This is a genomic window from Acinetobacter sp. NBRC 110496, assembly GCF_000876115.1.
GTDB lineage: Bacteria > Pseudomonadota > Gammaproteobacteria > Pseudomonadales > Moraxellaceae > Acinetobacter.
Genome location: NZ_BBTF01000002.1, coordinates 123,688 through 135,410, shown reverse-complemented (window position 1 = coordinate 135,410; position 11,723 = coordinate 123,688). Strand labels below are relative to the sequence as shown.

Here is an 11,723-nt window from a genome sequence, read left to right as displayed (position 1 = left end):
TGCGTTTTTTTATAAACGCATGAAGTCGTTAAATAAAGCCAAAAGCATCATGCTACCGAGCAGTACCATACCAACTTTTAGACCAAACATCTGTATTTGTTCAGAAACAGGTTTACCACGAATTGCTTCAATAAAGTAATACACCAAATGACCACCATCCAGCATTGGGATCGGTAGTAAATTTAGAATCCCCAAACTCACACTCATTAAAGCCATAAATGAGATAAACGTTTGCCATCCCATTTCTGCACTTTGCCCCGCCACTTTCGCAATCGTGATTGGACCAGAAAGATTATCTAAACCAATTAATCCACGCACCATTTTGATGATAGAGTTAAAAATCATACCTGAAAGCTGTGTTGTCTTCTCGAAAGCAACACCAAGCGCTTCAACAGGTGAGTATTGAATGGTTTGCTTGTAGTCATTTGGAATCGTGATCTTGCCTGCATCGCTTTTCACACCAAGCATCCCAGTCGTATTACCCATATTGTCGCGTTGCCCTTGAGGCATTACCTGCAAATGCACCAATTGACCTTGACGTATCACATCAATATTCAATAGCTTTTCTGGTGATTTTTGAACAACATCGACAACATCAAACCAATCTTTCATTGCAACATTATCAATTGCTACAATCTGGTCACCCGCTTTCATCCCTTGACGGATTGCAGCGCCATCCGCACTCAGTTCTTTGACTGTGGCTGGAATAACAGGACGGTAAGGCAAAAACCCCAATACATCCAAAGGAGATTGACTTTGATCTTTTAAAAATTCTTTGATTGGTAGACTAAACTGCTTTTCTGCACCGGCACGATCAACAACAATTGAAAGCTGACCAGTCTCACCTACACGATTAACCAAAGCATAATTCAGTTTTTCCCACGTAGCGGTCGCTTTACCATCGACCATCAACACTTTATCACCCACGTGTAAGTCAACTTGTGCTGCTGGCGTATTCGGCATGATTTTCCCGATACGCGTATTCAGTTGCTCTTGTGCAGGTAAGAATAAAATCCAAAACAGGAACACAGCAAAAATCAGATTAATCAAAGGGCCAGCAGCAACAATTGCAATACGTTTCCATGGAGACTGGCGGTTAAACGCATAAGGTAAATCTTGCTCTGCAACATTTCCTTCACGTTCATCCAGCATCTTGACATAACCACCAAGTGGTAAAGCAGAAAGTTGATATTGGATGCCTGATTTCTTAGATTGCCATTTCAGTAAAGTTGGACCAAAACCAATCGAATAGACCAGAACTTTAACGCCTAATTTACGTGCGACCCAATAATGACCAAATTCGTGAATTGCGATCAGAGGACCAAGCAATAAAATCGCTGCAACAATCATAAATAGTGCATTCATACGATTTAGCCTCCTATACCCACAATATACTTTTCTGCAATTTGTCTTGCGATCATATCAGTCTGTAAAATGATGTCTATATTTTCTGCTTTAGCATTTTGTACAGTTTGCAAAGTATTCTCGGCTACCTGAGTAATCTCAGTAAATCGAATCTTTTTCTGTAAAAATGCTGCAACTGCCATTTCATTTGCCGCATTTAAAATCGTCGGTGCCAAACCACCTGCACGCATCGCCTGACGCGCTAAACCTAATGCAGGAAATTTAACAATATCAGGTGACTGAAAATTCAATTGAGCTGTCTCAAACAAATTCAGTGCCGGGACATGTGTTGCCAAACGTTTTGGCCAAGCCAATGCATGTGCAATCGGCGTACACATATCTGGATTACCCATTTGCGCCAAAGTTGATCCGTCCACATATTGCACCATGGAATGAATAATACTTTGTGGATGAACAACAACTGTAACAAAATGTTCTGATATTGAAAACAAATGACAAGCTTCGATCAATTCTAAGCCTTTATTCATTAATGTTGCAGAATCAACAGAGATTTTTTGTCCCATTGACCAATTTGGATGTTTACAAGCTTGTTGAGGAGTAACATCATGCAACTGTTCCAAAGAATGATTCAGAAAAGGCCCACCTGATGCGGTCAGCAAAATCTGAGACACCCCGAGCTGGGGCTGTCCTGTTCTTTCTGCATTTAAATAATCGTGGGGTAAAGACTGAAAGATAGCATTATGCTCAGAGTCTACAGGTAACAATAGCGCATGATGATCACGTGCTGCCTGCATCATAATGTCACCAGACATCACCAAGGCTTCTTTATTGGCAAGCAAAACACGTTTACCTGCTTTTACTGCCGCCAAAGTTGGCAGTAAACCCGCAGCCCCAACAATTGCTGCCATAACAATATCAACATCAGCATGTTCAGCAATTGCAATTAAACCCGATTCATCCGTTAAAATTTCAATCTGTTTTAGATGTTCTTGATTGAATTTTTGCTGTAACTCAAATGCTTTATCATTCGGCACAACCACAATTTTTGGATGATATTTTTTACAAATTTCTAAAAGTTCATCTAAACGACTATATGCAGAGACTGCAAATACAGTGTATTGGTCTGGGTGTTGTTCCAATACTTTTAAAGTACTTTGTCCAATTGAACCCGTAACACCCAATATACAAACAGCTTGAGTCATTTAAAGATCTACACCAATAAGTTTTAATATATACATACCCGTTGCAAAAATCGGTGCTGCAGCAAGTAAAGAATCGATACGATCCAACACACCGCCATGCCCTGGAAGAACCCGACCAGAATCTTTAATTCCTGCACGGCGTTTAATCATTGATTCAAACAAATCGCCCAACACGGAAGCAAACACAGTAACAATCGATAGGATTAAGAACAAAATAAGCTGTACGGCAGTTAAATTTAAGTAGGAATATTGCACAACCAACATAATTAGCACAGTTGTAGCGATACCACCATAAAGACCTTCAACAGATTTGTTTGGACTCACAAATGGTGCAAGTTTTTTCTTACCAAATTTACGGCCGACAAAGTATGCACCACTATCAGCCCCCCAAACCAACAAGAACAAATACATCAACCACCACGGTGAACTATGCCAGACCGCATAGAGCGCTGTAACAGCAGCAGAAATCAGAATAAATCCAACGATATATAAGGATGCATTGTACCAGCTATCCGATTCAGGAAAGTTCTTAACCCAATAGATACTGCCCAACCAAGTGAGAATAGAGGCAGCCCACAGCAAAAGCGCTACATCATCAAAAAATAATGCTAGTGTGGATACAGCCGCAACGCATCCGCCATAGATCCAAGCCTTAGGTTTTGAGACCGATGCAGATGCAGTTGTTCGAGGCATAAGCTTAAACCATTCGTAACCTGCAACCCCTGCGGCTAAAATCATCAGTATAAACATTGGATAATGTGATTGCGTTGCAAACATGCAACTTAAAACAACAGCAACTAACACCAATGCGGTAATAATCCGCTCTAACATTATTAATTCTCGATTTTCGCTTGTTGAATCTGTTCTGAGGTTTTACCAAAGCGTCTTTCACGTCCTGAAAAAACACGAAATGCGTGATCTAACTCTTCTATTGTAAATTCTGGCCACAACGTATCGGTAAAATATAATTCCGCATACGCAGCTTGCCACAACAAGAAGTTAGACAAACGGTAATCTCCGCCCGTGCGAATTAACAAATCAACAGCAGGTAGATCATTTAGACTGACATATTTATCAAATAAATCAACATTTATCTGATCTGCTTGAACTTTTCCAGCAAGTGCATCTTGAGCAATAAGCTTTGCAGCATGTGCCATATCCCACATTCCCCCATAGCTAATCGCAATGGTTAAAGTCATGGAATTAAAAGCTGCCGTTTTTTGCTCTGCGTATTGCATGAGATCACGCAACTCACTCGATAATCGGGCACGATCACCAATAAAACGTAACGAGATATTGAACTTTTCCATACGGGGTAATTGTTCATGAATTGTCTCTTCTAACAACTTCATCAACAACTCTACTTCGTATTGTGGCCGATTCCAATTTTCACTTGAAAATGCAAAAACCGTTAAAGCACGTACACCCTCTTTTTTGCAATGTTCAACAATAGGATCCAAGACATTTTTGCCTTCCCGATGCCCATCACCTTTTTGCATTTGCTTTTTTTTAGCAAAACGATTGTTGCCATCCATAATGATGGCAACATGTTGAGGAAGAAGCGATTCTTCTTGCAAGGTCATAATAGAATCAGACCTTCATCAATTCTGCTTCTTTCGCTGCAAGACGTTTATCAACCTCTGCAACATATTTATCAGTAATTTTCTGAATTTCATCCGATGCACGGCGATCATCATCTTCAGAAATTTCTTTTTCTTTCAATAATGCTTTGATATCACCTAATACATCACGACGGATATTACGAATCGCAACTTTGGCATTTTCAGCTTCCGCACGCGCAACTTTTTGCATATCACGACGAGTTTCTTCTGTTAATGCAGCCATTGGTACACGGATTGCATCAGCAGTAATAGGATTTAGTCCCAAACCCGCTTCACGAATCGCTTTATCAATTGCAGCAACCATTGAGCGTTCAAATGGTTGAACTAACAGCGTACGCGAATCTTCAAGCCCAATATTTGCCACTTGATTTAATGGAACATCAGAGCCGTAGTAAGAAACCATCACACCATTTAAAATTGATGGGTGCGCACGACCTGTACGAACTTTGGCAAAGCCTAACTCTAACGAGTCAAGCGACTTTTGCATACGCTGTTCGCTATCTTGTTTGAGATCGTTAATCATATGATCTTCCTTACTTATTCATTAGGTATTACAAAATATTTAAACATTAGTATAAAGAGCTTTATGGCTCACGTACATTAATTCGTAACGTGAGTACCCTCTTTTTCGCCCATTACGACAGAAAGTAATGCACCAGATTTGTTCATATCAAAAACTTGCAATGGCACATTGTGATCACGACATAAACAAATTGCTGTCAAATCCATCACACCAAGCTTTTCATCCAGCACTTGATCGAAAGTTAAATTGTCATATTTAACTGCATCATCATATTTGCTTGGATCTTTGTTATAAACACCATCCACTTTGGTCGCTTTCAAGATCAAGTTTGCCTCAATCTCGATACCGCGTAAGCAAGCTGCTGTATCTGTAGTAAAGAATGGATTCCCTGTACCGGCAACAAATACGCAAACTTCACCTTGACTCAAGTGACGAATCGCATCACGGCTTGAATAAGGCTCAACCACAGTACCGATTGATAATGCTGACATTAAACGTGTTCTAATATTACGACGCACCAATGCATCACGCATTGCCAAACCGTTCATCACTGTCGCTAACATACCCATCTGGTCACCCGTTACACGACCCACCAGACCATCTTTCTGTAGTTGGCTACCACGATACAAGTTACCACCACCAACAACGATACCCACTTGTACGCCTAAACCGACCAAGTGTGCAATCGAAAGCGACATCTGATCCAACACTTGGGCATCAATACCCATATCTTTATTACCCGCTAAAGCTTCACCCGAAAGCTTTAGCAAAATTCGTGCATAACGTGGATTTTTAGACGCTGACATACCTTTACTCCAAACCGACCAATCTCAAAGTTTTCTTAAATTTAATTCAATCTCAAGCAGATTTAATCTGAATTAACTTTGCAAACAAATCATATTCATCTGCATCCGTAATTTCGACTTCAAGCAAATCACCTGCTTTAATCACGCTCTTATCAATATCTTCAACAAAAACATTGCCATCAATTTCTGGTGCATCTGCATAGGAACGCGCAACAGCCACTGGAAATTCTTCTTCCAGACTGTCGACAAGCACCGTCATTGTCTGACCAATACGTTTTTGCAATTTGGCCGCAGAAATCGCCTGTTGAACTTCCATAAAACGCTCATAACGATCTTGCTTGATTTCTTCTGGCACATGATCAGGCAGATCATTCGCAGTTGCACCTTCTACAGGCGAATAAGTAAAACAACCAACACGATCAAGTTGAGCTTCTTTCAACCATTCTAATAAAATCTGGAAATCTTCTTCTGTTTCCCCTGGAAAACCTACAACGAATGTTGAACGAATCACCAATTCAGGGCATTTTTCACGCCACAATTTAAGGCGCTCTAATGTATTTTCACTATGAGCTGGTCGCTTCATCAATTTTAAGATGCGCGGACTGGCGTGCTGAAAAGGAATATCTAAATAAGGGAGGATTTTACCTTGCGCCATCAAGTCAATGGCAGCATCTACGTGTGGATATGGATAAACATAATGTAAACGCACCCAGATACCCAACTGTCCAAGTGCTTCACACATGTCATAGAACTTGGTTTTGACTGGCTGGCCATTCCAGAAGTCCAACTTATACTTGGTATCCACACCATAAGCAGAAGTATCTTGAGAAATCACCAAGACTTCTTTTACACCAGCACGTTTAAGTGCAGCTGCTTCATCCAATACTTTACCTACAGGACGAGAGACTAAGTCTCCACGCATGCTTGGGATAATGCAGAATGTACAACGGTGGTTACAGCCTTCTGATATTTTCAAATAGGCATAATGCTTTGGTGTTAAACGAACACCTTGCTCTGGTACTAAATCAATAAATGGGTTGTGTTTTGGTGGTGCAGGTACATATTCGTGTACTGCTTCCATCACATCTTGATAGGCAGCTGCTCCTGTAACCTTAAGTACATTGGGATGCATCTGGCGAATTTTGTCTTCATCTTTACCTAGGCAGCCCGTTACGATCACTCGACCGTTTTCGCTCATGGCTTCGCCAATGGCGTCTAAAGACTCTTGCACTGCAGATTCAATAAAACCACAGGTGTTAACAACAACCAAATCTGCACCGTCATAATCTGATGCAACTTGATAACCTTCAGTCTTTAACTGAGTTAAAATTCGTTCAGAATCTACCAATGCCTTAGGACAACCTAAAGATACAAAACCGACTTTGGGGGTCTTCATGAATCTGCGCTCCACTTGAATCGGCGTATTGTATGACTTTTCTTTGTCTTCGCATAGCAGCAAAGCCATCTCTTTGTGTAATGCACCAAAATACAACCAAAAATTTAAATAAAAACCAACAACGCACCAATTTGGAACATAATAAAATATTGAAATATGCAGATGTATGTGAAAAATACCGTATAAATCGATATTTCCAGAATTAAGTGATTGAAATTTAGTTAATAGAAAGTTGGCTTGTATTTTGCTTAAAGTACATTTTAGAAGTTAATGGCTCTTCATTAAAATTTATATTTATTGCGCCATTTTAAAACAGGACGATTCACAAATGGATCAACAGAACCCTATCGACTATCGACTTTTAGTAGATAATCTGACAACTGCCATATTATTGGTCGATAGTAAGCTTAATATTTTTTATTTAAATTCTGCTTGTGAAGCATTATTTGATATCAGCTTGCTGCGCGCTTCGGGTCAGCCTGTATTAAATTTACTACATGCGCATGATGACGCGTTCAACACTCATGAAGCTTTATTAAACACATTACAAAGTGGGCAGCATTATACCCGTCGCGAAGCAGTGATTAATGTAAATTTCAAACCCATTCATGTTGATTACACCGCTTCTCAACTTAATGCAGGTAAAAGCTATCACCCCTTACTGCTGATTGAACTCAATCCGATCGATCGGATGTTAAAAATTTCAAAAGAAGAAAATTTGGTTCAACAGCATCAAGTTGCACGACAACTGGTTCGCGGTGTGGCTCATGAGATCAAAAATCCGTTAGCGGGTATTCGTGGCGCAACTCAATTACTGGCACGTAGTTTAGGTGATGATAGCTATCGTGAGTTTACCGACATCATTATTAGTGAAGTTGATCGACTCACCAATTTAGCGGATACCATGCTTGGCTCGCGTCAACTTCCTAGTTACGAGCTGGTCAATGTGCATGAACCCTTGGAACGTGTTCGCTCACTGATCGCCAACCAGACCAAGAAAAAAATCAAGATTACCCGTGACTATGACCTGTCGTTACCCGATGTGATGGCAGATCGTGATCAGTTGATTCAGGTCATGCTTAACATCAGTGTTAATGCAGTACAGGCCATGACAGAAAATAAAGACTTTTTTATCGAGTCAGAGCCAGAACTTGCTCTAAGAACACGAATTCAGCGTCTCGTGACCATTAATGGCGTGTTAAATCGCTCAGCCGTTCGTATTGATATCGAAGACAATGGCCCTGGTGTCCCAGAAAGCATCCTCGAATCTGTTTTTTATCCACTGGTAACAGGGCGAGCTAAAGGCACAGGACTTGGCCTCAGTATTGCTCAAAATATTATGCATCAACATAACGGAATGATTGAGTGTCAATCAGTTCCAGGAAAAACCGTATTTAGCCTATATCTACCTTGGGAGTTAAACCATGTCACGAAATAAAATTTGGGTAATAGATGATGATCGTGCCATGCGCTGGGTACTAGAAAAAACGTTCAAAGAAGAAGGTTTTGATGTCACCAACTTTGAAGAAGCACAAACTGCACTGGAACGTCTGCATGATGATGCGCCAGACGTAATTCTTACCGATATCCGTATGCCTGGTATTGATGGACTAACCTTCTTATCCAAGGTTAAAAACACACATCCAGATTTACCTGTAATCATCATGACAGCACATTCAGATTTAGAATCTGCTGTATCAAGTTATCAAACAGGTGCATTTGAATATTTACCAAAACCTTTTGATATCGATGAAGCACTCGCATTGGTCAATCGTGCGATTTTGCATATCAATAAATTGCAACAACAAGAAGCCACCAAAGCAGCATCACCTTTACAGTCAACGGAAATTATCGGCGAATCACCAGCAATGCAGGAAGTTTTCCGTGCGATTGGGCGTTTATCGCAATCACATATTACGGTGCTTATTAACGGTGAATCTGGTACAGGTAAAGAATTAGTTGCTCATGCCTTACATAAACACTCACCTCGTCGTGCCAAACCATTTATTGCACTGAATATGGCGGCCATTCCCAAAGACTTGATTGAAACCGAGTTGTTTGGGCATGAAAAAGGTGCGTTCACAGGTGCAAACACCCAACATCAAGGCCGTTTTGAACAGGCCAATGGCGGTACGTTATTCCTTGATGAAATTGGCGATATGCCTTTTGAAACACAAACACGTTTACTCCGTGTCTTGGCAGATGGTGAATTCTACCGTGTCGGTGGACATATCCCTGTCAAGGTCGACGTACGTATCGTGGCTGCAACCCATCAAGATTTGGAAAAACTGGTGAATGAAGGACGCTTCCGTGAAGACTTATACCATCGTCTGAACGTCATCCGTATTCACATTCCAAAACTGTCACATCGTAGCGAAGATATTCCGATGCTGGCTCAGCATTTCTTGGCTCGTGCAGGAAAAGAACTTGGGGTAAGTCCTAAAATCTTACGTACTGAAACTACGGATTATATGCAACAGCTACCTTGGCCTGGTAACGTTCGCCAGTTAGAAAACACTTGCCGCTGGTTGACCGTCATGATCACTGGTCGTGAAGTTTATCCGGAAGATTTACCTGCCGAGCTCAAACAGGCATCAGTACAAAAAACCAGTGATGTCCAAACAATATCAGGCACTAGTCCAGCCTTAGTTGAGCGTATTGCAGTACACCACTGGGATGAGCTCTTAGGTCAATGGGCAATTCAAAAGCTTAAAAATGGTGAAATGAAGCTCCTAGATATCGCCACACCGATGTTTGAACGCACCCTAATCAATGCAGCATTACAGCAAACTCGTGGTCGCAAACGCCATGCTGCTGAGCTCTTAGGCTGGGGGCGTAATACCCTAACCCGTAAACTCAAAGAACTTGGCATGGATTCTACCGATGACGAGGAGGATGACGAAGCACGTTCTGCTTAGAAAGCATATTCATTCAAAGCGAGTACCCTGTTACTCGCTTTTTTTGTTCAAGTTGCAGTGTTCTTACGTATGCTTAAATTCATAGTCATACAATGGATATGGTTTTTGTTATACTAGGATTAACCCAACCAACCTAAAGTAGATAATGACTGATATTTGCTATCCGAGTTGCGCCAAACCTCAAACTCGTCGTGGAGAAGAACGTCGTCTTGCCTTATTACTATGTGCAAGCGATTTATTTCTAGAGAAAGGTTATGAAGCAGTTTCTTTGGATGATATCGTCAATCATGCAGGGGGCTCTAAAACCTCAATTTACAAATACTTTGGTAACAAAGAAGGTCTTTTTACCGCGATTTGCGATTATCGAAGAGAAGTATTTTTTAAAGGCGTCTGTTACCCTTATACACCAGAAACAAGTACTTTAAGAGATTACCTAATGCATACCCTGCAGCGTTTTTACCAACACATTATCCAACCAGAAAATATTGCCTTTATGCGAATGTTTACAGAACAGACGCAAAAGGACCCTCAACTTGCCCATTATTTCTACAATCAATGTGCTCTCAATATTCAAAACACGATTTCCTCTGCGCTTGAGCATGCTCATACAAATAATGAAATTTACTGTGCACAGCCACAGTTTTCTGCAACGATGTATTTTGGCATTTTAAGAGACGACGAATGGCGCAACTTAATGGGCTTAGACGTACCAGCCAATGATGCAGAAATTATTGATTATATTAACTATTCAGTAGATCTTTTTTTAAAAGCGCATCAAAAAGTCTAAATCTTTTGCATTTTTTCAGACGTATAGTATAGTAGTCAATTCTTTTTAATTCACCACTCGTCAAACAACAATTAATTATTGTTTTAATTCAATAATTATTGTGGGAGTAGCTATGGCGCTTCGGCATTTCCTAACTTTACGTGACCTATCTTCATTAGAGTTGCAACGCATTTTAGATCGTGCGCAAGAGCTTAAACGCATGCAACACAGCAACACGCTTTTTCAACCGTTTGCGGGTAAAGTTTTGGGAATGATTTTCGAAAAATCGAGTACACGTACCCGAATTTCCTTTGAAGCTGGCATCTGTCAATTTGGCGGGAGTGCAATTTTCCTCTCACCTCGCGACACACAATTAGGCCGTGGCGAACCTATTGAAGATTCTGCACGTGTGATTTCAAGTATGCTCGATATCGTGATGATCCGTACTTTTGCTCACGATATTGTTGAACGCTTTGCATCTTACTCAACAGTGCCTGTGATTAATGGCCTGACTGATGATCACCACCCTTGTCAATTGCTTGCCGACTTACAAACCTTTCAAGAACATCGTGGCAGCATTGAAGGCAAAACCGTAGCCTGGATTGGTGATGGTAACAACATGTGCAATTCATATATTGAAGCTGCACACCTCATGGGCTTTAAGCTTAAGATTGCAACACCTGAAGGTTATGAACCAAAGCCTGAATTCTTAGCTGAATTTGCAGATTGTGTAGAAGTATTTAATAAGGCCGAAGATGCTGCCGTTAATGCCGATCTGATTGTGACTGATGTCTGGGCCAGCATGGGACAGGAAGAAGAACAAAAATTACGAGAAAAGGCGTTTTTATCATTTCAAGTTAATGAAAAACTTATGGACTTGGCTCATCCTGATTGTCTGTTTATGCATTGTTTACCTGCTCATCGTGGCGAAGAAATTTCGGAACATATGCTAGATCACAAAAATGCTGTGGTTTGGGATGAAGCTGAAAACCGTTTGCATGCGCAAAAAGCCTTAATGGAATTCTTACTCAATGAGAATCTTAAAAAAGATTAAGTTAAAAAAACAGCATCATTGGATGCTGTTTTTTATTTGTGCGTTCTAAATTGAACACTGAAATAAAAACA

The 11,723-nt window shown here is 40.6% G+C and carries 11 protein-coding genes; 4 read left to right on the top strand and 7 right to left on the bottom strand.

Features of this window, described 5'->3' with window-relative positions:
* Positions 1-9 precede the first annotated feature (9 nt).
* From rseP to rimO, 7 genes are all read right to left on the bottom strand, one after another.
* Complete coding sequence (gene rseP / locus Aba26S_RS01895) at positions 10-1,365, bottom strand: RIP metalloprotease RseP (RefSeq protein ID WP_043969884.1); 1,356 nt, start codon at positions 1,363-1,365, stop codon at positions 10-12.
* A 5-nt stretch (positions 1,366-1,370) separates the two neighbouring features.
* The gene (gene ispC / locus Aba26S_RS01890; RefSeq protein WP_043969883.1) at positions 1,371-2,567 is read right to left on the bottom strand and encodes a 1-deoxy-D-xylulose-5-phosphate reductoisomerase; all 1,197 of its coding nucleotides are present in this window, start codon (positions 2,565-2,567) and stop codon (positions 1,371-1,373) included.
* Positions 2,568-3,398: a phosphatidate cytidylyltransferase gene (locus Aba26S_RS01885; RefSeq protein WP_005241301.1), complete on the bottom strand. Its 831-nt coding sequence runs from the start codon at positions 3,396-3,398 to the stop codon at positions 2,568-2,570.
* A gap of 2 nt (positions 3,399-3,400) precedes the next feature.
* Positions 3,401-4,150 carry a polyprenyl diphosphate synthase gene (uppS, locus tag Aba26S_RS01880; protein ID WP_005241299.1) on the bottom strand — a complete coding sequence of 250 codons (750 nt, stop codon included), beginning with the start codon at positions 4,148-4,150 and terminating at the stop codon, positions 3,401-3,403.
* A 7-nt stretch (positions 4,151-4,157) separates the two neighbouring features.
* The gene (frr, locus tag Aba26S_RS01875; protein WP_005241297.1) at positions 4,158-4,712 is read right to left on the bottom strand and encodes a ribosome recycling factor; all 555 of its coding nucleotides are present in this window, start codon (positions 4,710-4,712) and stop codon (positions 4,158-4,160) included.
* Between the two features lie 77 nt (positions 4,713-4,789).
* The gene (gene pyrH, locus Aba26S_RS01870) at positions 4,790-5,518 is read right to left on the bottom strand and encodes a UMP kinase (RefSeq protein ID WP_005241296.1); all 729 of its coding nucleotides are present in this window, start codon (positions 5,516-5,518) and stop codon (positions 4,790-4,792) included.
* Between the two features lie 52 nt (positions 5,519-5,570).
* Positions 5,571-6,914, bottom strand: a complete 1,344-nt coding sequence (gene rimO, locus Aba26S_RS01865) for a 30S ribosomal protein S12 methylthiotransferase RimO (RefSeq protein WP_005241294.1) — start codon at positions 6,912-6,914, stop codon at positions 5,571-5,573.
* A gap of 328 nt (positions 6,915-7,242) precedes the next feature.
* Here rimO and glnL point away from each other — a divergent pair, with 328 nt between their 5' ends.
* The 4 genes from glnL to argF all read left to right on the top strand — a co-directional run bounded on the left by glnL (position 7,243) and on the right by argF (position 11,652).
* Positions 7,243-8,352 carry a nitrogen regulation protein NR(II) gene (gene glnL, locus Aba26S_RS01860; protein WP_043969882.1) on the top strand — a complete coding sequence of 370 codons (1,110 nt, stop codon included), beginning with the start codon at positions 7,243-7,245 and terminating at the stop codon, positions 8,350-8,352.
* Positions 8,339-9,832 (top strand): nitrogen regulation protein NR(I), encoded by a 1,494-nt coding sequence (glnG, locus tag Aba26S_RS01855; RefSeq protein WP_005241290.1) that lies wholly within the window; start codon positions 8,339-8,341, stop codon positions 9,830-9,832. The genes glnL and glnG overlap by 14 nt, the downstream gene beginning before the upstream one ends.
* Positions 9,833-9,977: 145 nt before the next feature.
* Complete coding sequence (locus Aba26S_RS01850) at positions 9,978-10,619, top strand: TetR/AcrR family transcriptional regulator (RefSeq protein WP_043969881.1); 642 nt, start codon at positions 9,978-9,980, stop codon at positions 10,617-10,619.
* A gap of 112 nt (positions 10,620-10,731) precedes the next feature.
* Positions 10,732-11,652 carry an ornithine carbamoyltransferase gene (argF, locus tag Aba26S_RS01845; RefSeq protein ID WP_005241287.1) on the top strand — a complete coding sequence of 307 codons (921 nt, stop codon included), beginning with the start codon at positions 10,732-10,734 and terminating at the stop codon, positions 11,650-11,652.
* Positions 11,653-11,723: the final 71 nt, after the last annotated feature.

Bases quoted from the DNA above. Each gene is read 5' to 3' on its own strand.
- glnL (WP_043969882.1), top strand. From the start codon at position 7,243: ATGGATCAACAGAACCCTATCGACTATCGACTTTTAGTAGATAATCTG.
- uppS (WP_005241299.1), bottom strand. From the start codon at position 4,150: ATGACCTTGCAAGAAGAATCGCTTCTTCCTCAACATGTTGCCATCATT.
- argF (WP_005241287.1), top strand. From the start codon at position 10,732: ATGGCGCTTCGGCATTTCCTAACTTTACGTGACCTATCTTCATTAGAG.
- ispC (WP_043969883.1), bottom strand. From the start codon at position 2,567: ATGACTCAAGCTGTTTGTATATTGGGTGTTACGGGTTCAATTGGACAA.
- frr (WP_005241297.1), bottom strand. From the start codon at position 4,712: ATGATTAACGATCTCAAACAAGATAGCGAACAGCGTATGCAAAAGTCG.
- pyrH (WP_005241296.1), bottom strand. From the start codon at position 5,518: ATGTCAGCGTCTAAAAATCCACGTTATGCACGAATTTTGCTAAAGCTT.
- rimO (WP_005241294.1), bottom strand. From the start codon at position 6,914: ATGAAGACCCCCAAAGTCGGTTTTGTATCTTTAGGTTGTCCTAAGGCA.
- rseP (WP_043969884.1), bottom strand. From the start codon at position 1,365: ATGAATGCACTATTTATGATTGTTGCAGCGATTTTATTGCTTGGTCCT.
- Aba26S_RS01850 (WP_043969881.1), top strand. From the start codon at position 9,978: ATGACTGATATTTGCTATCCGAGTTGCGCCAAACCTCAAACTCGTCGT.
- glnG (WP_005241290.1), top strand. From the start codon at position 8,339: ATGTCACGAAATAAAATTTGGGTAATAGATGATGATCGTGCCATGCGC.
- Aba26S_RS01885 (WP_005241301.1), bottom strand. From the start codon at position 3,398: ATGTTAGAGCGGATTATTACCGCATTGGTGTTAGTTGCTGTTGTTTTA.